This is a genomic window from Thalassiella azotivora (assembly GCF_054781695.1).
The window spans coordinates 118467-140457 of the sequence record NZ_BAAGTX010000008.1; the positions used below are offsets into that span (position 1 = coordinate 118467).

Genomic DNA, 21991 nt, shown 5'->3' on the forward strand with positions numbered 1-21991 from the left:
ACCTCCTCCGTCACGCCGTCACCGACCGTCGCGCGCGCCGTCCCACCACGGCCGCGACGACACCGACGACCGACAGCCCGGCCCACATCACGGCGAACACCGGCCCGTCCTGGCCCGGCGCGGTGTGCAGCGCCGCGAACAGCGCGCCCGCGGCGCCGATCCCCAGGACGCTGCCGGTGGCGTCGCTGACCTGCAGGGCGGAGGAGTTGCGCCCCTCCTGCCCGGCCGGCGACAGCGACAGCACGAGCACGGAGGTGGTGGACAGTGCCATCCCCATGCCGAAGCCGGCGGCCGTCCAGAGCGGGAGGACCAGCCAGGCGGGGACGGCGTCCAGCACCGTCAGCGGCAGCAGCGCCACGCCCGCGCCGACGACCAGCCCACCGGTGACGAGGAAGACGGACCGCTCGAACCCCGGTCCCTGCCGGCCCTGCAGCCAGGCGCCGGCGAACCAGCCGACCGCACCGCCGGTGAGGGTGAACCCCGCCGCCGTCGGGGTCAGGCCCCGCTCGGTGACGAGCATGAGGGGGACGAACGTCTCGGCCGCGAAGAAGCACCCGGCGAGCAGGCCGCGGACGCCGACCACCGCGGGCAGCCCACGGCCGGCGCGCAGGGTCCCCCGGGGCAGCAGCGGCGGCAGGCAGGCGGCCACGCCCGCCGCGCCCCCGACGACGGCGACCAGGGACCACGCGCTCGGTGGGTCGAGGTGCTGGGCGCCCCACTGCAGCGCGGCCGCCCCGGCCGCCAGCCCGGCGCCGAGCAGCGCCCGGGTGCGCGCCTGCCGGGCGGTGATGGCCCGGGGGGCGGTGGCGAACGCGCCCCAGATCCGCGGCAGCAGGGCCAGGGCGACGACGGCGACGACCGGCGGCACGCCGAGGAAGACCCACCGCCACGAGACCTCGGTCGCCAGCCACCCGGCCACGAGCGGCCCGACGAGCGAGGGCACGACCCAGGCGGCGCTGATGTACCCGAACACCTTGGGGCGCATCGCCTCCGGGTAGATGCCGGAGATCACGACGTACAGCGTGACGACCAGGAAGCCACCGCCGACCCCGCTGACGACGCGCCCGGCGAGGAGCACCGGGAACGTCGTCGCGGCGCCGCACAGGACGAGCCCGACGCCGAAGAGCACCAGGCCGCTGACAGCCGGCCAGCGCGGGCCGCGCGCGTCGCACCAGCTGCCCGCCACGACGGTTCCCAGCAGGCTCATGGTGAGGAACAGCGAGAACGCCAGCCCGTAGGCGCGCACGCCGTCCAGGGCCTGGGCCACGACGGGCATGGCCGTGGACACGGCGAGCGCCTCGAAGGCGATGAGGGAGACGAGCGAGACGAGGGCGACGGTGACCGTGCGGTACCGGCCGGACGTGGGCCGGTCGGTGGTGGTGCCTGGCGTCTCGGGGAGGGCGCTGGCCAACCCCGCGGCGCTCAGTCGCCGCCGGAGGCGGGGTCCTCCGGGCGCAGGCCGTCGTAGATCTCCTTGCAGGCCGGGCAGACCGGGAACCGGTTCGGGTCCCGGCCCGGCACCCAGACCTTGCCGCACAGGGCGATCACGGGGTCACCGGACAGCGCCGACTCGAGGATCTTCTCCTTGCGCACGTAGTGCGCGAACCGCTCGTGGTCGCCCGGCTCGGCCTCCTGCGCGACGGCCTCGCGCTCGAGCACCGCGGTGCCCTGCCGGCTCGGCTCGGACAGCGGCGCCCCGTCGTCGGGTCGCGACAGCTCCTCGGTCATGCCACCACTCTAGGACGCCGGCACGTCGGCCGTGGCCGCCCGTCGGGTCGTCAGCCCGTCGTCGGGACGTCGGCCCATCGACGGGTCGTCAGTTCATCGACGGGTCGTCGGGGAAGGTGGCGACGAGGGCGAGGTCCCCGCCCTGGCGGCGCAGCACCGCGGGCCACAGCTCCTCCGGGTCGGCGCTGAAGGCGTCGGCGGGCTCGGCCGGCAGGACGAACCAGGAGCCCTCGGCGATCTCGTCCTCGAGCTGGCCGGGGCTCCACCCCGAGTAGCCCGCGAAGATGCGCACCGCGTCGACCTCGGCGACGACGACCTCCGGCGGGGTGTCCAGGTCGACCAGGCCCAGGTGGTCGCCGATCCCCCGGACCCCCAGCGGCTCGTCGGGGCCACCGCGCAGCGCGACCAGGCCGAGCGCGGAGTCCGTGGCGACCGGGCCGCCCTGGAAGAGGCGACCCGGGTGGGCGACGTACGGCTGCCAGGTGGGCAGGACCGCGTCGACGTCCAGGTCCGTGGGCCGGTTGACCACCACCCCCAGCGCGCCGTCGTCCCCGTGGTCGAGCAGCAGGACGACAGTGCGCCGGAACGTCGGGTGCTCCAGCCGTGGCGTCGCCACGAGCAGCTGCCCCGTCAGCCCGGTGCCCATGGCGCCATCATCCCCCGGGCGACCGGCTGGTCGTCAGTGGTCGTCGGGGCCGCAGCACACCGGCCAGCAGGAGGCCCGTGACCACCCCGAGGAGGTCCGCGGCGACGTCCCAGGCGTCACCCGTCCGGTCGGCGAGCACCCGGTGCTGCACGACCTCGCTGACCACCGCGTGCGCGGCCAGCACCCCGGCGACCGGGACCAGCGGACCGCCGACGGCTCGCCAGGTCAGGGCGACCGCCCCGAAGACGAGCACGTGCACGGCCTTGTCGAGGTGCGGCACCAGCGGCTCGCCGGTCCCGGCGGGCCAGTACAGGACGGCGAGGTGGAGCGTCACGGCGAGCGCGAGGGCGACCCGCCAGGCGGTGGGGCGGCCGAGCGGCTCCTCGGTCCGCTCGGCGGTGGCGGCCGGCGGCGGCACGGCGCTCAGGACCCCTCCCCCTCGGCCCGGGCGGCCTTCTCGACGGCCGCGGCGACGACCTTCGCGACGTCGGGGTGGAAGACGCTGGGGACGATGTAGGCCGGGTTGAGCTCGTCCTCGGTGACGGTGCCGGCGAGCGCCTGCGCGGCGGCCAGCAGCATGTTCGTGGTGATGCTGCGCGACTGCGCGTCCAGCAGCCCGCGGAAGACGCCGGGGAACGCCAGGACGTTGTTGATCTGGTTGGCGAAGTCGCTGCGCCCGGTCGCGACGACGGCGGCGTGCTGGGACGCCGCGACGGGGTCCACCTCGGGCGTGGGGTTGGCCAGGGCGAACACGATCGCGTCCGGGGCCATCGTCGCGATGTCGTCGCCGGTCAGGATGTTCGGGGCGGACAGCCCGACGAGGACGTCGGCGCCGGCCAGGGCGTCGCGCAGCGTGCCGGTGACGCGCCGGGGGTTGGTGTGCTCGGCGGTCCACCCGGTCGAGCCGTCGAGGTCGTCGCGGTCGGGGTGCAGGACGCCGCCGACGTCGGCGACGACGACGTCGCGGGCACCGGCCGCGAGCAGCAGCTTGAGCACCGCCGTCCCGGCGGCGCCCGCGCCGGACATGACGATCCGCACGTCGCCGATCTCCTTGCCGACGACGCGCAGCGCGTTGGTGAGCGCGGCCAGCGTGACGATGGCCGTGCCGTGCTGGTCGTCGTGGAAGACGGGGACGTCCAGCTCGGCCCGCAGCCGCTCCTCGATCTCGAAGCAGCGCGGGGCGGAGATGTCCTCGAGGTTGATCCCCGCGAAGACGGGCGCGATGGCCTTGACGGTGCGGACGATCTCCTCGGTGTCGGTGGTGTCCAGGCAGATCGGGAACGCGTCGATCCCGGCGAAGCGCTTGAACAGCGCCGCCTTGCCCTCCATCACGGGCAGCGCGGCCAGCGGGCCGAGGTCGCCCAGGCCGAGGACGGCCGTCCCGTCGGTGACGACGGCGACGGTGTTGCGCTTGATCGTCAGGTTGCGGGCGTCCTCGGGGTTCTCGGCGATGGCCTGGCAGATCCGCGCGACACCCGGGGTGTACACCAGGGACAGGTCGTCGCGGTTGCGGATGGGGACCTTCGACTCGATCTCGATCTTGCCGCCGAGGTGGACGAGGAAGGTCCGGTCGGAGACCTTGCCGATCTCGACCCCGTCGATCGTGCGCAGCGCCTCGACGAGCTCACCGGCGTGGTCGCTGTCCCGGGCGGCGCACGTGACGTCGACGCGCAGGCGCTGGTGCCCGGACGCCGTGACGTCCAGCGCGGTGACGATGCCACCGGCCCGTTCGATGACGTTCGTCAGCTCGCTGACGGCGGTGGGCCTGGCCGGCAGCTCCAGCCGGACGGTGATCGAGTAGGAGACGCTCGGTGCCGCGGTCATGGCGCCCATTGTCGGGCCTGGGGGCGGTCGGGGGCGCGTCGGCGGCGTCCCGGCGGGTCGCCCGGGCACCCCGCCCGCGGGTGGTGGAGCGGTGGTGGGATGGACCCGTGCTCCTGCCCCACCCTCCGGACCTGCCCGTCGTGGCGGTCCTGCCCGAGCTGCTCGCCGCCCTGGGCGTGCCCGGCCCGGCGGGTCCGCCGCCCCGGGACGGCGGTCGCGCCGCGGTGCTCGTGGCGCCGCCGGGGACGGGCAAGACGACAGTGGTGCCGCTCGTCCTGGCCGACCGGACCGACGGCGTCGTCCTGGTCGCCGAGCCGCGGCGGGTCGCCGCCCGCGCGGCCGCGGCGCGGATGGCCGCGCTGGTCGGCGACCGGGTCGGCGGCGCGGTCGGGTTCGCCGTCCGCGGTCAGCGGCAGGCCGGCGCGTCCACGCGGGTCGAGGTGGTCACGACGGGGGTGCTGCTGCGGCGGCTGCAGCGCGACCCCGACCTGGCCGGCGTGAGCGCCGTGGTCGTCGACGAGTGCCACGAGCGCCACCTCGAGACGGACCTGCTGCTCGCGATGCTCGCCGACGTGCGCGGCACCCTGCGCGAGGACCTGGCGGTGCTGGCGACGTCGGCCACGGCCCAGGCCGACGTCTTCGCGCAGGTGCTGGCCGGGCCGACCGCGCCCGCGACCGTGGTGACCGCCACCGTGCCGGTCCACCCGCTGGAGGTCCGGTGGGCGCCCCCGCCGGCGTCGACGCGCCCGGCGCACGGGACGTGGGTCGACCCCGCCCTGCTGCGGCACGTCGCGGCGGTGACCGCGAGCACGCTGCGGGAGGTGCCCGGCGACGCGCTGGTCGTCGTCCCGGGTGCGCGGGAGGTGGACGACGTCCGCCGCCTGCTCGGTGACGTCCTGGACGGCGGTCGGGGCGGCGCCGGGGACGGCACTGGGGACGGCACTGGGGACGGCGCTGGGGACGGCGCCGTCGACGTCGTGCCGCTGCACGGCCGGCTGCCCGCGGCGCAGCAGGACGCCGCGCTGCGGCCCGGTCCGCGCCGCCGGGTGGTGGTGTCGACGGCGCTGGCGGAGTCCAGCCTCACGGTCCCGGGCGTGCGGGTGGTGGTGGACGCCGGGCTGGCGCGCCGGCCGCGCACGGACCTGGCCCGCGGGATGTCGGCGCTGGTCACGACGCGCCTGTCGCGGGCCGAGGCGGAGCAGCGGGCGGGCCGGGCGCACCGCGAGGGTCCGGGCACCGTGGTGCGGTGCTGGTCACCGGCCGAGCACGACCGGCTGCCCTCGCACCCCCCACCCGCCGTGGACCAGAGCGACCTCACGGCGTTCCTGCTCGAGCTGGCGTGCTGGGGGTCACCGCGCGGTCGGGGGTCCCGGCTGCCGTCCGCGCCGCCGGCGGCCGCCGTGGACGTCGCGGAGGAGGTGCTGCGCGACCTCGGTGCGGTGGACGGCGACGGCCGGGTGACCGAGATCGGGCGGCGGGTGGCGGCCGTCCCGGCGCACCCGCGGCTGGCCCGGGCGCTGCTGGCGGCGGCACCGGCGGTCGGCGCCCGGGAGGCGGCCGAGGTCGTGGCCCTGCTCGCGGGTGACCGCCCGGTGCAGGGTGACGTCGTGGCCGCCTGGCGGGACGCCCGCCGGGCCGGTGAGCGGCCCTGGCGCGACCTGGTCGCCCGGCTGCTGCGCGAGGTGGGGGGCGAGGTGGGGCGCGTGGTGGAGGGCGAGGTGGGCGGCGAGGTGGACGGCGACCGTGCGGCGCGGTCCGCCTCGCCCCCGGGGCGGGTCCGGCTGCCGGACGACGTCCGCGCGGCGACGGTCGTGGCCACCGCCTACCCCGAGCGGGTGGCCAGGCGGCGGCCGGGCTCCGACGGCACCTACCTGATGGCCGGCGGGACGGCGGTGACGCTGCCGGGTGGGTCGCCGCTGGCCGGCGCCCCCTGGCTGGCGGTGGCCGAGGTGCAGCGCCCGGTGGGGCGGGCCGACGGCGTGGTCCGCAGCGGCGTGGCCACCACCGAGGACGTCGCGGTGGCGGCGGCCGGAGCGCTGCTGCGCGAGGAGCAGGAGGTCTCGTGGTCCGGTGGTGACGTCGTCGCGCGCACGGTGCGCCGCCTCGGGGCCGTGGTACTGGTCTCCGAGCCGCTGCGCGACCCGCCCGCGGACGCGGTGGCGCGGGCCGTCCGCGAGGGGCTGCGGCGCGAGGGTCTCGGGGTGCTCCGGTGGTCGCCGGCGGGTCGCTCGCTGCGGGAGCGGGTGGCGTTCCTGCACCGGGTCCTCGGCGCGCCGTGGCCGGACGTGTCGGACGAGGCGCTGGTGGAGTCCGCGACGGCGTGGCTGCCGGGTCTGGAGCGGGTGCGACGCCGGGCGGACCTGGCGCGGCTGGACACCACCTCCGGGCTGCGCGGGCTGCTGCCGTGGCCGGAGGCGGGCCGGCTGGACGAGCTGGCCCCGGAGCGGGTCACGGTGCCGTCGGGATCGTCGCTGCGGCTGGACTGGTCGGGCGAGCAGCCGGTGCTCGCGGTGCGCGTGCAGGAGGTCCTGGGCTGGGATGGCCCCCCGGCCGTGGCCGGCGGGCGGGTACCGGTGCTGTTGCACCTGCTGTCCCCGGCGGGTCGCCCGGCCGCCGTGACGTCGGACCTGGCCTCGTTCTGGCGGACCGGCTACCCGGCGGTCCGCGCGGAGCTGCGGGGCCGGTACCCCAAGCACTCCTGGCCGCAGGACCCGACGACGGCGGAGCCGGTCCGGGGGGTGCGCAGGCGCTGACTCACCCGGGGACCGTGGTGACGCCCTGTCACCCGAACAGGGCAATGAGTGACCGGCCGGTGGGGTGCGCGGTGTCGGATCACGACGAACCGCGGGAGCGCCCCCGCCCCTAGCGTGGCGACAGTCACATCACTTCCCCAGGAGGTGCGCGGTGTCCGCGACCAACCAGGACCTGCCCCCGGACGTGCGCTACGACGTCGAGGAGATGCCCCCGCTGCGCGAGGCGATCCCGCTCGGGCTGCAGCACGTCCTCGTGATGATGGCGAGCAACGTCGGCATCCCCGTCATCATCGCCGGCGTCATCGGGGCCACCACGGGCCAGACCGCCTTCCTGGTCCAGGTCGCGCTGCTCGTCGCCGGGATCACCACGCTGATGCAGACCATCGGCTTCGGGCCGGTCGGGGCGCGCCTGCCGATCGTCCAGGGCACGAGCTTCGGCTTCCTCATCATCGCCATCCCGCTGGCGCAGGAGTACGGCCTGTCCGCGGTCTTCGGCGGCGCGATCTTCGCGGGCGTCGTCCAGGTGGCCCTGGGCTTCGGCCTCAAGTGGCTCAACCGGCTGTTCCCGCCGCTGGTCAGCGGCATCGTCGTCCTCGTCATCGGCATCGGCCTGCTGCCGACCGGCATGAACCTGTTCGCCGGCGGCGTCGGCGCCGACGACTTCGGGTCCTGGACCAACCTCGGGCTGGCGTCGCTGGTGCTGCTGACGGTCCTGCTCACCTACCGGTTCGGCCGCGGGATCCTGGGCGCGGCGTCGGTGCTGATCGGCCTCGTCGTCGGCTACGTCGTGGCCATCCCGTTCGGCAAGGTCGACGCGACCGCCATCCGCGAGGCCGCCTGGTTCGCCGTCCCCACCCCGCTGGAGTTCGGGCTCAGCTTCCCCGCCGCCGCCCTCATCGGCATGGGCGCCATGGCCATCGCCACGTCCGTCGAGACGATCGGCGACCTGGCCGCGGTCACCAAGGGCGGCGCAGGCCGCCAGGTCACCGACAAGGAGCTGTCCGGCGGGGTCGTCGCCGACGGCGTCGGGACGGCGTTCGCCTCCCTGTTCAGCGCCCTGCCGAACACCTCGTTCAGCCAGAACGTCGGCCTGGTGGCCTTCACCGGCGTGATGAGCCGGCACGTGGTGTCGATCGGAGCCGGCTTCCTCATCCTCGGCGGGCTCGTGCCGAAGCTCGGCGCCGTCATCGCCGTGATGCCGGCCGCGGTCCTCGGCGGCGCCGCCGTGGTGATGTTCGGCATGGTCGCCGCCTCCGGGGTCAAGCTGCTCGCCGAGGCGCGGCTGGACCGCCACGACCTCCTCGTCATCGCCGTGGCCGTCGGCGCCGGGCAGGGCTTCGCCGCCGTCCCGGCCGCCGTCGACCTCTTCCCCGAGAACCTGCGCGTCCTGCTCGTGTCCGGCATCGTCCCCGCCGCCTTCATCGCCGTCGTGATGAACCTCGTCCGTCCCCCGTCGGCGAAGCAGAAGGTCCTCGACGTCGACACCCCCCAGCCGGAGAACCCCGTCCGGTGACGGTTCCGCGGGCGACCCGGTGACCACGCCCGAGCCGGCCCCGTCGTCACCGGTCCGCCCGGGCCGGCTCGTCGTCGTCCTGGCCTCGGTCCTGGCCAGCGGCACCTTCCTGCAGTTCGCGGCCGGCGCCATGGCGCCGCTGTACGCGCCCGACCTGCGGCTGGCGCCGTCCGACGTCGGCCTCGTGTTCACCACCCTGCTCGTCGTCGCACTCGTCGCCTCCCCGCCGGCCGGCCGGCTCGTCGACGCGGTCGGACCGCGCCCGTGCCTCGTCGCCGCCCCCCTGCTCGCCGGCACGGGGATGGTGCTCGCGGCGCAGGCCGGCGACCTGACGCTGCTGCTCGCCGCGACGGTGCCCGGCGGGCTCGGGATGTCGCTGGTCAACCCGGCGGTGAACAGCGCCGCCGCCGGCCTCGCGGGACCGGCCACCGGCCTCGTCGTCGGGCTCGCCCAGGTCGGGGTGCAGCTCGGCGCCGTCGCGGCCGGGCTGCTCGCCGTCACGGGCGGCACCGCGCTGCCGTGGCGGTGGACGCTGGCCGGCGCGGGAGCGGCGTGCGTGCTCGCCGCGCTGGCGTCCTGGCGGCTGCCGCCGGTCGCCCACCCCGGCCGCCGCGGACGCGCACGCCCGGTCGCGGCACCCGCGAGCGAGCGCCGCGCGGTGCTGCGGCTCGCCGGGTACGCCCTGACCATGGGCACCGGCTCCGCCGTGGTGTTCGCGTACCTGCCGCTGGCGGCGGTCCACGCCGACCTCGTCGGCCCGGGCGCCGCCGGGTGGACGGCGGTCACCTACGGCGGCGTGGCGGTCCTGTGCCGCCTGCTCCTGCCGCGACTGCTGCGGACGGTGGGCGACGGCGTCCTGGTCGGGCTGGCGCTGCTCGCCGCCGCGTCGGTGGCCCTGGTCGCCCTCGCACCCCAGGCCCCCGCCCTCCTGTGGGTCGGGGCGGCCCTGTTCGGCGCCACCGGCACGACCTGGCCCGCCGTCGCCATGCTGGCCCTGGTGCTCGCCGCACCGGGTGAGCGTGCGGGCAGGCAGTCCGGCACCGTGACGGCCGGCTTCTACGCGGGGCTGGCGGTCGGCCCGGTGCTCGCGGCCCTCGCCCTGGCGGGACCGTCGGCGACGTCCGGCGACGGCGCGTCCGCCGGCTACGTCGGCGCCTGGGTCGTCGCCGTCGTCGCCTACCTCGTCGCGGCGGCCGGGGTCGTCCTCACGCGGGCCGGCGCGCGCGGCGGCGCCCCCGCGGACGGCGCGCTCAGCGCACGAACCACTCCCGGCGGGCCTCGCCGTCCCAGCGACGAGCTGCCACCGCGGCACCCTCCCGCTCCGTGACGGGCAGCAGGACGTCGAGCGCCCGCGGCACGTCGTCGCGGCGGACGTTGCGCGCGAGGGTGACGTGCGGCGTCCAGGCCCCCGGCGCGCTGAGCCGCCCCTGCCCCGGGCAGTCGGCCGTGACCTCGTGCACGGCCGCGTGCAGGTCCAGCAGCGCCCTGCTGGCCACCACCAGCCGGGCGAGGACGACCCGGCGGTGCCCGAAGACCACCAGCCCGCCGAGCCGCACCGGCAGCGGCAGGCGCGCCGCGGCCCGCGCCAGCGGGGCGTCGAGGTCCTCCGGGAGCTGCGCGGCGACCGCCATCGTGACGTGCGGACGGTTCGAGGCCCCCGTGTGGCGCGCCTGGCTCGCCAGCCCGGCGGCGAGCAGCGCGGCCCACTCCCCGCGCACCATCGCGTCCAGGCCCTCGTCGAGGACCAGCTCCACGGTCTGCACCACGACCGAGATGCTGGCACGCACCGCGCCCCGCCGCCCCGCGCGGCGGCGGGCTCCGGCCGAGCCTGGTGCAGGCTGGTGCAACGACCCGGCCCCCGGACGCGTCCACGGGTCAGCACACCGGTGCCGGACCGGCACACGCCGCAGGAGACCCAGCAGAGACCGAGGGACCGGAGGACAGCGTGCACCCGACGAACCACCCCCTGACCGCCGCGACCCGCCACCGCCGGACCGCGCCCGCACCGCACCGGCCCCGTCGTCGCGCGACCGGTCGCTGGGCCGCCCTGGCCGTGGTGCTGGCCCTCGGCGCCGCCGGGTGCGGTGACGACTCCGTCGACGCACCTGCCCCGGGCGACGCCCCCGCGGTCACGGCGTCGTCCACGTCGCCGGCCGCGTCGCCGACGAGCGACGGGGGCCTGTCCGCGGACGACGCCGAGCAGGCGGTCCGCGCGTGGTTGGCCGCCGCCCGCGACGCCGACGTCCCGGGGATGACGGATCTGCTCGGGCCGTCCTCCGTCGCGGCCGCGGAGGGCCTCGGTGGACTCGACTCGCTCGCCTCCGGGCTGGCCGAGGGCGTCGCGGCGTTCGCCGACGCGCAGGACTGGACGGTCGCCGAGGTGCCGGGCCACCCGGACGCACGGCTCGTCGTGGCGTCGGGGGAGGTCACCCGCGAGGGCATGACGGAACGGGACGCGCGGGCGTGGTTCGCGCACCGCCTGGACGGCCGGGTCGTCGTGGAGGCCTTCACCGGGGTCGTGCCGGAGGTCGTGCGACCCCTGCCGGGCCAGCCGCACCGTGCCGACGCGGCCGTCGAGGTGGTGCTGCCCGCGGCGGGCGACGACGCGACGCTGCTCGTGCTCGCGGACGGCGAGGACGTGACGGCGACGGCGACCGCCGAGGGGGCCGACGGCGACCGGGTCCGGGTGAGCGTCCCCGCCCCGGCGGGGGGCTGGGCCGCGGACGGGCACGTCGTGGCGGTGGGGCTGGCACCGGCCGACCCGGGCGGCCCGTGGCCCGCGACGGCGGTGTCCTTCTCGGTCGACTGACGTCGACGGCGGACCTGCGGGACCGACCGGGACCGACCGGTGGCTGGTCGGCGGCAGGTCGGGTCGGGTATCACCTGCCGCTCGGCGACGTCCTCTCCCGGGACGGGCACCAGCCCGGACCCGGCGCCCGGTGGTTCGCGGCCGGCAGCGGGTGCCGCCCCGCCCGGCCGCACGAGGAGGACCACGTGTCCGAGGAGCTGAGGGCCAAGGGCCCGAACGTACCGACCGAGAAGCGGGCGCTGCGCAGGCTGGAGCAGGCGATCGAGCTCGGTCACCTGGAGGACCTCACCGGCGCCCTGGTGCGGTCCACGCCGCGCTACCTGGTGACGTACATGAACTCGCAGACCGGGGGGCGGCTGCGCTCGGCGACCGTCGTCAGCGTGACGAACCAGTCCGAGCAGACGAACCGGGTGACGGTCACCTGGTACAAGGGCTTCAGCGACGACTCGTCGCCGGTGGGGCAGAGCACCTTCTCGATCCCGCCCGACTTCACCGTCGACTTCGCCAGCCGGAACCTGCCCGGCGAGGTGACCGTGACGAACTCGGTGCCCAACCCCGAGCTCACCTTCGACGAGGGCCGGGCGGTGGTCAGCTCGACCAGGCCGCAGATCGGCGTCAGCGCGCGCGTGTACTACGCGCGCGGTGACGACGACCTGGACCTGGCCGCCGTCACCGACTCCAAGGTCGTGCGCGTCGGCGAGGGCAACGCGGGCGACTGACGTCGGCCGGGAGCAGGACGGCGACGGCGCGCGGGTCGAGGACCCGCGCGCCGTCGTCCGTGCCGTCGTCCGTGCCGCCTTCGGTGCCGCCGTCCGGCAGCGTCCGGGCGGCCCGGGTCAGCGGTTGGCGCCCTCGAGGGTCCCGGTGACCGCGCCCTCGGTGTCCACGATGATGCACAGCAGCTCGCGGTCGCCCTCGGCCCAGGTCTGCTCGGTCGGCTCCAGCGTGGTGACCTCCAGGACCGACTCCTCGTAGGCGACGCCGACGAACTCCTGGAAGGCGGGCAGGCAGTGCTCGGCCGCCGCCGCGGTCACCGCCTCGGAGCCGGGGAACTCCTCGGCGTCCTCCATCTGGTGGCTGAAGTACACCTCGCTGCCGTGCGGCTCGGAGCACGGCACGACCTCCAGCGAGGCGACCTCGCCGCTGGGGCCCTCGGCCGGCAGGCAGTCCCCGACGGCGATCTCGAAGACGTTCGCGTCGACGGCCTCGGTGACCTGGCCGGAGGAGGCGTCGCGCTCCGGCGTCTCGCCCTCCTCGGCGAGCAGGCCGCAGCCGGTGGCGGCCAGGAGCAGGGTCGAGGCGGCGATGGTCAGGGGCAGGCGTGTGCGCACGACGTTCTTTCCTCACGGGGAGCTGGGAGCGGACGGCGATCACCGTCCGCCGGAGAGTAGCGGGCGTGCGCCCGTCCGGACGCCGCGGATGCGGGTGCCGGGCCTGCGCCTGCTCCGAAGGGGTGTACCGGTCGGTACGGTGTGCTCCGCTCGGGTCCGCCGTGCGGAAGAGGAGAGGCAACGAGATGGACGCACAGGAGATCCTCCTGCAGCTCCAGCGCGAGAACGGCGTGCCCGCCGACGAGGCCGAGAAGGCCGCCCGCGACCTGGTGGCCAGCAGCACCCCCGCCGAGCAGGCCGCGGTGATCGCCACGCTGCGGCGCGGGGCCAGCTGGTCGCAGGCGCGTGACTGGCTCGAGCGGGCGCGGTTCGAGTCCGCGTCCGTCGACGAGGCCGTGTTCCAGCGGGCGCTGGAGATGTACGGCGGCTCGCTGCTGCTGGACTGGCAGGAGTGCCTGGACGTCGCGCCCGCGTTGCTCTACCGGCCGGCGGGCCTGCCCTCCGGGAGCTGAGACGCACCCCCGTCACGTCCTCTGTCAAGTCGCCGAGGTTTCACCCTCAGGGCCAGGTGGGAGCGTGCCGACACTGTGTGCATGACCACGGCAGGACGGCACCAGCGACAGCGCGAGCGGCGCTGCCGCGACCGGGTGCGCGCGGCGCGCCCGCACGGCCGGTGCACCCTGCTGCCGGCCGGCGCCCCCACCGCCGCCGTCCCGGCGGCCGTCTGGTCGCGCCCGGACAGCAGGCCCTTCGATCTCCTCGACGTCGCGCTCGTCGCGCAGATGCTCGTCGTGGCCGGCCGCGCCCCCCTCACCGTGACCGCGGGCGGTGAGGACGTGGCGACCTTGGCTGCGGACGCCGAGCAGGTCGCCGCGCTGCGCTCCGTCGTCTGGGACACCACCCCGGAGCGGATGGAGGCCTGGATGCACGCGCTGGCACCGCGTCTCGTCCACGACGTGGTCGCGCTGACGGGCTCCGAGTGGGCGGCCGAGGCCGAGGTGTCGGTCGAGCTCGCCCTGGCGTTGCGGGCCGACGACGTGGAGGACCTGGCCGAGCAGCTGGAGGCCGGGACCGTCCGGGTCGACGCCTCCCGCTCGGCCGCGCAGGTCGTGGCCGCCGACGTGCCGGACCCGGCGCTCGTGCACTTCGTCTGACCGAGCCCCGACCGACCCGTCGACCGACCGCTCACCGGGGTCGCAGGCCGCCGACCAGCTGCGCGGCCAGCCGCCGGGCCGCGGCGTCGTCGAGGACGCCACCGGCGGCCGCCCGGCCCAGGACGGCCAGCAGGGCGGCGCCGACCAGGGCGTTCGCCGCGTCGGTGACGTCCCCCACGACGAGGGTGCCGTCGTCCGCCCCCGCGGCGAGCACGTCACGCACCACGGTGGCGACCTCCTCGTCGGTCGCCCGCAGGACCTCCTGCACCCGCCCCGCCGACCCGAAGGCCGCGAGCAGGGCGCTGCACGCGGCCGGTCGCCCCGCCAGGTGCCGCAGCATCGCCGACAGGACGGCGTCCAGGCGCTCCGCGCCCGTGCCGGGAGTGGCAGCCGCCTCCCGCAGCACCTCACCGCCCTCGGCGACGTGCCGGGCGAGGAGGAACGCCACGAGGTCGTCCCTCCCCGAGAACCAGTAGTACAGCGACGCCCGGGAGACCCCGAGGAGCCGGGCGACGTCCTCCAGCCGCGGGTACCGGACGGGGTCCAGGACGTCCTCTGCGTGGTGGACGAGCCGGTCGGCCAGGCGTTCCGGCGGGCTCTTCACGGGCGGCACGCTACCGCGAGGCCCCTGGTCACCGGCGGTGCTTTGGATTACAGTCCAAACCATGATCTGGAATCAGCGGTACGGACCCTGGGCGCTGGTCACCGGCGCCTCCTCGGGCATCGGCGCCGGCTTCGCCGCCGCACTCGCCGCCCGCGGCCTGCACGTCGTCCTCGCGGCGCGCACCGAGCACCGGCTCCAGGACCTGGCGCAGCGGCTGCGGGCCGAGTACGGCACCAGCACCCGTGTCCTGGTCACCGACCTCGCCGAACCCGGCGCGGGCACGGCCCTGGCCGCCGGCGTCGCCGACCTCGACGTCGGGCTGGTCGTCTCCGACGCGGGCGCCGGCCACCCGGGCGCGTTCCTCGGCACCGACCTCGCCGAGCTGCACCGCAGGCTGCGGCTGAACGTCGCCGCGCACCTCGACCTCGCCCACGCGACCCTCCCCCGGCTGGCCGCACGCGGGCACGGGGGGCTGCTGCTGGTCGGGGCCCTGGGCGGCGTCCACGGCGTGCCGTTCATGGCGCACGACAGCGCGTCGAAGGGCTACGTCCTGAACCTGGGCGAGGCGCTGCACCACGAGATGCGCCCCCACGGGGTCGACGTCACGGTCCTGCTCCCCGGCGCCGTGGACACCCCCGTCGTGGACGCGCTGGGCCTGGAGCGCGACGCGTTGCCGGTGGCCCTGCAGAGCGTGCCCTCCGCCGTGGAGGAGGCGTTGCGCGCACTGCGGCGCGGCCGGGCCAGCCACGTCCCTGGGCGGCCGATGCGCACCCTGAGCCGGCTGCTGCCCCGGCCGGTCTCCGTGCGCCTCAACGGCAGGATGCTGGAGCGGGCGTCGCAGGTGCTCGCGGCCCGGGCAGCCGGCACCTGAGCCGCGACGGCCGTCCGCCGTCAGCGCGCTGCGGGTGGGCCGCGGCTCAGACGACGGTCAGGCCGTGCTCGGCGAACTGACCGCGCACCCGGGCCAGCAGCTCCGGGGACGGCGACGGCGTGCCGGCGGCGGGAAAGGGGACGCCCAGCGCGTCGTACTTCGCCTGCCCGAGCGTGTGGAAGGGCAGCACGTCGACCCGCTCCACGACCCCGAGGCCGGCGGCGAACGCGGCGACACCGGCGACGTTCGCCGGGTCGTCCGTCCAGCCGGGTGCGAGGACGAAGCGCACCCACACGGGGGTGCCGAGCGCCGCCAGCCGGTGCGCGAACGCGAGCGTGGGGCGCACCTCACCGCCGGTGACGCGGCGGTAGGTGGCGGGGTCCCACGACTTGACGTCGAGCAGCACGAGGTCGGTGGCGGCGAGCAGCTCGTCGTCGGCGCGCGCCCCGAGGTAGCCCGAGGTGTCCAGGGCGGTGTGCAGCCCGAGGGAGCGCGCGCCGGTCAGCAGCGCGCGGGTGAAGTCGGGCTGCAGCAGCGGCTCCCCGCCCGAGACGGTGAACCCGCCACCCGACGCGCGGATGAAGGGCACGAAGGACCGCGCGCGGTCGAGCACCTGCGCGGCGCCCACCCGCTCCCCGGACCGCTCCTGCCAGGTGTCGGGGTTGTGGCAGTACACGCAGCGCAGCGGGCAGCCGGCGGTGAACGCGACGAAGCGCGTGCCCGGACCGTCGACACCGGTCGAGGTGTCCCACGAGTGCAGGAAGCCGGTGACATCGTCCGCACCGGCACCGCGCACCGCGTCGCGAGCGCTGGACGGCGGCCGCGACGTGGTCCGCAGACCCCCTGCCCGCACCGGCTCGCGGGCTGCGGCCGGCATCACAGCCCGCCGTGGAAGGTGCGGTTGACGACGTCGCGCTGCTGCTCGCGGGTGAGCCGGACGAAGTTCACCGCGTACCCCGACACCCGGATCGTGAGCTGGGGGTACCTCTCCGGGTGCTCCATCGCGTCCTCGAGCAGGGCCCGGTCCAGCACGTTGACGTTGACGTGGAAGCCGCCGGAGGCCACGTAGCCGTCGAGGACGCCGACGAGGTTGGCCACCTGCTCCTCGCGGGTGCGACCGAGCCCGGCCGGCGTCACCGTCGTCGTCAGCGAGATGCCGTCCAGCGCGGCGTCGAACGGCAGCTTGGCGACGGACAGCGCGGCGGCGACCACCCCGTGCCGGTCCCGGCCGTTCATCGGGTTGGCGCCCGGGGCGAACGGCTCGCCCGCGCGCCGGCCGTCGGGTGTGGCACCGGTGGCCCTGCCGTAGACCACGTTGCTGGTGATGGTCAGCACGGACTGGGTGTGGACGGCGTCGCGGTACGTCGGGTTCTGCCGCACCTTCGCCATGAACGCCTCGACGAGGTCGACGGCGATCGCGTCCGCACGGTCGTCGTCGTTGCCGTACGTCGGGAACTCGCCGTCCACCTCGAAGTCGACGGCCAGCCCCCGCTCGTCGCGCACCGGACGCACGGTCGCGTACCGGATCGCCGCCAGCGAGTCGGTCGCGACGGACAGCCCGGCCAGGCCGCAGGCCATGGTGCGCAGCAGCTCGGTGTCGTGCAGCGCCATCTCCAGCCGCTCGTAGGCGTACCGGTCGTGCATGTGGTGGATGACGTTGAGCGCCTCGACGTACGTGCGGGCGAGCCACGTCATCATCGTGTCCAGCCGCTCGCGGACGTCCTCGTAGCGCAGGACGTCGCCCTCGGGTAGCGGCACCCGCGGGCCGACCTGCTCACCGCTGACCTCGTCCCGCCCCCCGTTGAGCGCGTACAGCAGCGTCTTGGCCAGGTTCACCCGGGCGCCGAAGAACTGCATCGCCTTGCCGACCGCCATCGGCGAGACGCAGCAGGCGATCGCCGTGTCGTCGCCGAATCGGGGCCGCAGGAGGTCGTCGGACTCGTACTGGATGGCGGACGTGTCGATGCTGACCTGGGCGCAGAACCGCTTGAAGCCGGCGGGCAGCGAGGGGCTCCACAACACCGTGAGGTTCGGCTCCGGCGCCGGCCCGAGGTCGTACAGCGTCTGCAGGTAGCGGAAGCTCGTGCGCGTCACGAGGGGACGTCCGTCCTCGGCCATCCCACCGATCGACTCCGTCACCCAGGTCGGGTCGCCGGAGAACAGCTCGTCGTACGCCGGGGTCCGCAGGAAGCGCACCATCCGCAGCTTCATCACGAGGTGGTCGACGAGCTCCTGGGCGTCGGTCTCGGTGAGCAGACCCGCCCGCAGGTCCCGCTCGAGGTAGACGTCGAGGAACGTCGACGTGCGGCCGAGGCTCATCGCCGCGCCGTTCTGCTCCTTCACCGCGGCCAGGTAGGCCAGGTACAGCCACTGCACCGCCTCCCGGGCGTCGGCGGCGGGCCGGCGGACGTCGAACCCGTACCCCTGGGCCATCTCGACGAGCTCGCCGAGGGCGCGCACCTGCTCGTTGACCTCCTCGCGGAGCCGGATCACGTCGTCGCTGGCGTAGCGCTCGGCCAGCGCGGCCAGGTCCGCGCGCTTGGCCGCCACCAGCGCGTCGACGCCGTAGAGCGCCACCCGGCGGTAGTCGCCGATGATCCGGCCGCGGCCGTAGGCGTCCGGCAGGCCCGTGATGACGCCCGCGCGGCGGCAGGCGAGGATCTGCGGCGTGTAGGCGTCGAAGACCGCGTCGTTGTGGGTCTTGCGGTAGCGGCTGAACACCTCGGTGACCCGCGGGTCCGGCGCGAAGCCGTACGCCCGCAGGCCGTCCACCACCATCTTCAGGCCGCCGTTGGGCATGATCGCGCGCTTCAGCGGCTCGTCCGTCTGCAGGCCGACGACGACCTCGAGGGCCCGGTCGACGTACCCCGGCGCGTGCGCGGTGATGGTCGACGGCGTGGAGACGTCGACGTCCAGGACGCCGCCCCGCTCGCGCTCGGCGGACATGAGCCCGCTGACCCGCTCCCAGAGCCGCCGGGTGCGCTCGGTGGGGCCGCTCAGGAACGACGCGTCCCCGGTCCACGGGGTGACGTTGCGGCGGACGAAGTCGGCCACGTCGACGCCCTCGCGCCACGGGCCGTCCGCGAACCCCTCCCACGGGTCGGTGCGCACCGCCTCCCCGCGGGGGCGGGCCGCGGGTGCCGCTGAGGTGGTCGGGACGGTGGTCCGGGTGTCCTGCTGGGTGCTCACGACCGGCCTCTCCGGACCGCGGCGGGCGGGCTCCCCGACCCGCACCACGTCACCGCGGCTCCATGACCACCGTAGGGGCGCGGCCGGGGCCGGGTGGGGCGAGAAGGTCCCGACCCGGCGGGACCTCGGTCCCCTCGCGGGCGGCTGGTCGGGCGGCTGGTCGGGCGGCTGGTCGGGCGCAGCGGCTCAACGAACGGCGGGAAACCGCCGATGGGAGGGGGTGAGCGAGCCGCGTGACCCCTCCCGCCCGTGGTGGCGGCCCACCCCCCTGGTGACCCTGTCGGTCGTCGCCGCCCTGCTGCTGGTGACCTTCCTGGCCCTGCGGGGGGTCGCCGAGCGCGGCCCCGACGTGCCGGCGGTGACCGACGAGGTCACCCTCGCCGAGGTCGTCGGCGACCTGGACGACGGGGCGGTCGCGACGGCGTCCGTGGACGAGCGGCACCAGACACTGACGGTCACCTACCCCGACCGGACGTCGGCGACCGTCCTCTACCCCGCCGACTACGCCAGCGACCTCACCGCCGCCGTCGTGGAGGCCGGTGTGCCGCTGGAGGTGGTGCCCGCCGAGGCGCCTGCGCGGCGGGCCCTCGCCCGGGACGGCGCGGACGGCGCCGTGGCGGTGGCCGCGCAGGTCGCCGGCTGGTCCGCGCTGGCCGTGGCCCTCGTGGCGCTCGCGCTGCTGGTGCGCCGCCGCCTGCCCGGTGGCGGGTCGTTCCGCGCGACGCGCCCCACCGACGTGCCCACGACGCGCTTCGCCGACGTCGCCGGCGCGCAGGAGGCCGTGGCCGACCTCGCCGAGCTCGTCGACTTCCTCAAGGACCCCGACCGCTTCACCAGGATGGGGGCCCGCGTCCCCCGCGGCGCGCTGCTGACCGGACCGCCCGGCACCGGCAAGACCCTGCTCGCCCGCGCCGTGGCCGGGGAGGCCGGCATCCCGTTCTTCGCGGCGTCGGGTGCCGACTTCGTGGAGACCTTCGTCGGCGTCGGCCCCAAGCGGGTCCGCGAGCTGTTCGCCCGCGCCCGCGCCGCGGGCTCCGCGATCGTCTTCCTCGACGAGGTGGACGCCGTCGCCCGGGCCCGTGGCGCCGGTGGCCCCGACGGCGGGGGAAACACCACCGAGCACGAGAACACGCTGGTGGCGCTGCTGACCGAGCTGGACGGCTTCGACGACCGAGGCGCCGTGGTCGTGCTCGCCGCGACGAACCGGCCCGACGTGCTCGACCCGGCGCTGACCCGCCCGGGCCGCCTGGACCGGCGGATCGAGGTGCCGAACCCCGACCGCCGCGGTCGCGAGCAGATCCTCGGGGTGCACGCCCGCCGGCTTCCCCTGGGCGTCATCGACCTCACCGCCCTGGCCCGCCGCACGCCCGGCTTCTCCGGCGCGCAGCTCGCGGCGGTCGTGGACGAGGCGGCCCTGGAGGCGGTCCGGCGCGGGCGCGACCTCGTCGACGCCGAGTGCTTCGACCACGCCGTGGCGACCGTGGCGATGGGCCGGGCGCGCACCTCCGCGCTGGTGACCGACCACGACCGCGAGGTCACCGCCTGGCACGAGGCCGGTCACGCCGTCGCCGCCCTGCTGCTTCCCGACGCCGACGACCCCGTCCAGGTGACGATCGTGCCCCGGGGCGCCGCGGGCGGCGTGACGTGGATGGCCGGCAACGACGACGTCTTCCTCGGCCGACGGCGCGCGCTCGCCCAGATGGTGGTCGCCCTCGCCGGCCGTGCCGCGGAGGAGGCGCTGCTGGACGGCGAGTACACCCAGGGCGCCGCGGGGGACCTGCAGTCGGCGACCGACCTGGCGCTGCAGCTGACCACCCGGTTCGGGATGACCCGGCTCGGCCTGATGGTGCGCTCGGACGGCGTCCTTCAGGCGGGCGGCATGGACGAGGTCACCGAGGTCGTGGAGGACCTGCTCGGCCAGGCGCTGGAGAAGGCCCGCGAGCTCGTCGACGCGCACCGGCCCCTGCTGGCCGCGGTCGCCGCGGCCCTGCTGGACGCCGAGACGCTGACCGGCGGGCAGGTGCGCCGCCTCGCCGAGGACCTGGCCGTCCCCGTGCCCACGGCCATGCCGGTGGTGGACGCCGTCCCGTGGCGCGGCGAGCGCCGCCCCGACAGGCGCCGTGCGGGTGGCGGGCGCAGTGCGCTGCCTGCACCCCGCCGACCCCTGGACGACGCACCGGACCGCGAGGTCGCCGGGGTGGGGGCTGCCGCCGGCAGCCGCGTTCCGGTGGCCGCGGCGACCGGGGTCGCCGCCGGGCGGGGACGTCCCGCCCGCGCGGCGTGGGCCCGGCCGCCGCGGCGGTCCGTCAGCTCGTGGTGGCGCCGGGTGCGGACTCGGTGAGCAGGTCCGCCGCCCACAGGTCGGGCCCGAACACCTCGTACTGGATGTCCTGCGGCGGCACGCCCCGCTCGACGAGCTGGCTGCGGACCGCCTGCATGAACGGCAGCGGACCGCACAGGTAGTAGCCGGCGCCGTCCGGGAGCGTCACGTCCGCGAGGTCCATCACCCCGGTGAAGGCGCCGTCCACCGGCAGGTCGCTGCCACCCTGCTCGTACCAGACGTAGGCCGACCCGCCGGGCAGCGCCCGCACGTCGTCGAGCACCTGCCGGCGCAGCGGGAAGGACTCCTCGCGCGAGTCGGCGTGCAGCAGCGTCACGTCGAGGTGCGTACCGGCCTGGCGCAGGTGCGACAGCATCCCCGCCATCGGCGTCACGCCGATACCGGCGGAGGCGAACACGATCGGCCGGCCCGAGTCGTCCAGCACCACGTCACCGAACGGCAGGGACAGCGTCAGCACGTCACCGACCTGCACGCTGTCGCACAGGTGGTTCGACACCTCGCCGTCGGGCGTGCCACCGCCCCGCACGCGCTTGACCGCGAACTGGCGGTGCTCGCCGTCGTCCGCACGGGTCAGGCTGTACTGGCGCGGCTGGTGCACGCCGTCCGGCATGAGCACCTTGACGCTCACGTACTGGCCGGGCAGCGACGTCCGCACGAGCCGGTCGTCGGTGCGCTTGACCCTGAACGTCACGACGTCCGCGGTCTCCTCGACCTTGTCGGTGACCTCCCACTCGCGCCAGACCGTCTCCGGCCGCACGCCGCGGGCGCTGTAGAGGCCCCGCTCCATGTGGACGAGCGCGTACGCCATCAGCCAGTAGACCTCCTGCCAGGCGGCCGCCACCTCCGGGGTGACCGCGTCGCCGAGGACGTCGCCGATGGCCCAGAACAGGTTGTCGTGCACGACCTGGTACTGGTCCGGTCGGATGCCGAGGGACGCGTGCTTGTGCGCGATCCGGCTCATCAGCTGCTCGGGCAGCTGCTCGGGGTCCTTCACCAGCGCGGCCGCGAACGCGGCGACCGACCCGGCCAGGGCGACCTGCTGGGTGCCCTCGGCCTGGTTGCCCCGGTTGAACACGCCGTCCAGGAGCTCGGGGTGCTCCCCGAACATGTGCTGGTAGAAGCGCTGGGCGATGGCGTGGATGTTGTCGGCGACCACGGGCAGGGTGGCCTCGACGACGGGGCGCGAACGGTCCGAGAGCACGTGAGCTCCTCACGGGTGGGGGAAGGG

General features: G+C 76.1%; 20 protein-coding genes. 9 read left to right on the forward strand and 11 right to left on the reverse strand.

Annotated features, from left to right (window positions below):
- Positions 1-10: 10 nt before the first annotated feature.
- The 5 genes from ACYVQV_RS07345 to ACYVQV_RS07365 form a co-directional block, all read right to left on the reverse strand.
- Positions 11-1411 carry an MFS transporter gene (locus ACYVQV_RS07345; RefSeq protein ID WP_461022614.1) on the reverse strand — a complete coding sequence of 467 codons (1401 nt, stop codon included), beginning with the start codon at positions 1409-1411 and terminating at the stop codon, positions 11-13.
- A gap of 11 nt (positions 1412-1422) precedes the next feature.
- Positions 1423-1728 (reverse strand): DUF3039 domain-containing protein, encoded by a 306-nt coding sequence (locus ACYVQV_RS07350; protein WP_461022615.1) that lies wholly within the window; start codon positions 1726-1728, stop codon positions 1423-1425.
- 88 nt (positions 1729-1816) lie between these two features.
- On the reverse strand, positions 1817-2374 hold the full coding sequence (locus ACYVQV_RS07355; RefSeq protein ID WP_461022616.1) for a YqgE/AlgH family protein: 558 nt from the start codon (positions 2372-2374) through the stop codon (positions 1817-1819).
- A gap of 7 nt (positions 2375-2381) precedes the next feature.
- Entirely contained in the window at positions 2382-2792 is a 411-nt protein-coding gene (locus ACYVQV_RS07360) for a VanZ family protein (RefSeq protein WP_461022617.1), read from the reverse strand.
- Positions 2793-2797: 5 nt separating this feature from the next.
- Positions 2798-4198 carry a malic enzyme-like NAD(P)-binding protein gene (locus ACYVQV_RS07365; protein WP_461022618.1) on the reverse strand — a complete coding sequence of 467 codons (1401 nt, stop codon included), beginning with the start codon at positions 4196-4198 and terminating at the stop codon, positions 2798-2800.
- A gap of 107 nt (positions 4199-4305) precedes the next feature.
- On the opposite strand from ACYVQV_RS07365, the gene hrpB reads away from it, so the two are divergent.
- The 3 genes from hrpB to ACYVQV_RS07380 all read left to right on the forward strand — a co-directional run bounded on the left by hrpB (position 4306) and on the right by ACYVQV_RS07380 (position 9791).
- Complete coding sequence (gene hrpB / locus ACYVQV_RS07370; RefSeq protein ID WP_461022619.1) at positions 4306-6951, forward strand: ATP-dependent helicase HrpB; 2646 nt, start codon at positions 4306-4308, stop codon at positions 6949-6951.
- A 151-nt stretch (positions 6952-7102) separates the two neighbouring features.
- A complete protein-coding gene (locus ACYVQV_RS07375; RefSeq protein ID WP_461022620.1) occupies positions 7103-8464 on the forward strand; it encodes a uracil-xanthine permease family protein in 1362 nt (453 codons plus the stop codon).
- Positions 8465-8483: 19 nt separating this feature from the next.
- Positions 8484-9791 (forward strand): MFS transporter, encoded by a 1308-nt coding sequence (locus ACYVQV_RS07380; protein WP_461022621.1) that lies wholly within the window; start codon positions 8484-8486, stop codon positions 9789-9791.
- Here the strand turns inward: ACYVQV_RS07380 and ACYVQV_RS07385 are convergent.
- Positions 9715-10230, reverse strand: a complete 516-nt coding sequence (locus ACYVQV_RS07385; protein ID WP_461022622.1) for a 2'-5' RNA ligase family protein — start codon at positions 10228-10230, stop codon at positions 9715-9717. The two genes, ACYVQV_RS07380 and ACYVQV_RS07385, sit on opposite strands and share 77 nt — an antisense overlap.
- A gap of 179 nt (positions 10231-10409) precedes the next feature.
- Between ACYVQV_RS07385 and ACYVQV_RS07390 the strand changes: the two genes are divergently transcribed.
- Entirely contained in the window at positions 10410-11273 is an 864-nt protein-coding gene (locus ACYVQV_RS07390) for a hypothetical protein (protein WP_461022623.1), read from the forward strand.
- 185 nt (positions 11274-11458) lie between these two features.
- On the forward strand, positions 11459-11992 hold the full coding sequence (locus tag ACYVQV_RS07395) for a hypothetical protein (RefSeq protein ID WP_461022624.1): 534 nt from the start codon (positions 11459-11461) through the stop codon (positions 11990-11992).
- 117 nt (positions 11993-12109) lie between these two features.
- On the opposite strand, the gene ACYVQV_RS07400 is transcribed toward ACYVQV_RS07395, so the two are convergent.
- Positions 12110-12604 (reverse strand): septum formation family protein, encoded by a 495-nt coding sequence (locus tag ACYVQV_RS07400; RefSeq protein WP_461022625.1) that lies wholly within the window; start codon positions 12602-12604, stop codon positions 12110-12112.
- 185 nt (positions 12605-12789) lie between these two features.
- Between ACYVQV_RS07400 and ACYVQV_RS07405 the strand changes: the two genes are divergently transcribed.
- Together ACYVQV_RS07405 and ACYVQV_RS07410 are read left to right on the forward strand one after the other, a co-directional pair.
- Positions 12790-13116 carry a hypothetical protein gene (locus ACYVQV_RS07405; RefSeq protein WP_461022626.1) on the forward strand — a complete coding sequence of 109 codons (327 nt, stop codon included), beginning with the start codon at positions 12790-12792 and terminating at the stop codon, positions 13114-13116.
- 81 nt (positions 13117-13197) lie between these two features.
- Positions 13198-13758, forward strand: coding sequence for a hypothetical protein (locus tag ACYVQV_RS07410; protein ID WP_461022627.1), 561 nt, complete (start codon positions 13198-13200; stop codon positions 13756-13758).
- Positions 13759-13789: 31 nt separating this feature from the next.
- Here ACYVQV_RS07410 and ACYVQV_RS07415 read toward each other — a convergent pair whose 3' ends face one another.
- Complete coding sequence (locus tag ACYVQV_RS07415; protein WP_461022628.1) at positions 13790-14362, reverse strand: TetR/AcrR family transcriptional regulator; 573 nt, start codon at positions 14360-14362, stop codon at positions 13790-13792.
- A 61-nt stretch (positions 14363-14423) separates the two neighbouring features.
- Between ACYVQV_RS07415 and ACYVQV_RS07420 the strand changes: the two genes are divergently transcribed.
- Positions 14424-15233, forward strand: coding sequence for an SDR family NAD(P)-dependent oxidoreductase (locus tag ACYVQV_RS07420; protein WP_461022629.1), 810 nt, complete (start codon positions 14424-14426; stop codon positions 15231-15233).
- Positions 15234-15279: 46 nt separating this feature from the next.
- On the opposite strand, the gene pflA is transcribed toward ACYVQV_RS07420, so the two are convergent.
- Together pflA and pflB are read right to left on the reverse strand one after the other, a co-directional pair.
- Complete coding sequence (pflA, locus tag ACYVQV_RS07425; protein WP_461022630.1) at positions 15280-16110, reverse strand: pyruvate formate-lyase-activating protein; 831 nt, start codon at positions 16108-16110, stop codon at positions 15280-15282.
- Positions 16110-18344 carry a formate C-acetyltransferase gene (pflB, locus tag ACYVQV_RS07430; protein ID WP_461022653.1) on the reverse strand — a complete coding sequence of 745 codons (2235 nt, stop codon included), beginning with the start codon at positions 18342-18344 and terminating at the stop codon, positions 16110-16112. The genes pflA and pflB overlap by 1 nt, the downstream gene beginning before the upstream one ends.
- Positions 18345-18642: 298 nt before the next feature.
- Between pflB and ACYVQV_RS07435 the strand changes: the two genes are divergently transcribed.
- The gene (locus ACYVQV_RS07435; RefSeq protein ID WP_461022631.1) at positions 18643-20763 is read left to right on the forward strand and encodes an ATP-dependent metallopeptidase FtsH/Yme1/Tma family protein; all 2121 of its coding nucleotides are present in this window, start codon (positions 18643-18645) and stop codon (positions 20761-20763) included.
- Here ACYVQV_RS07435 and ACYVQV_RS07440 read toward each other — a convergent pair.
- On the reverse strand, positions 20729-21964 hold the full coding sequence (locus ACYVQV_RS07440; protein ID WP_461022632.1) for a globin domain-containing protein: 1236 nt from the start codon (positions 21962-21964) through the stop codon (positions 20729-20731). The genes ACYVQV_RS07435 and ACYVQV_RS07440 overlap by 35 nt on opposite strands.
- Between the last annotated feature and the right edge of the window lie 27 nt (positions 21965-21991).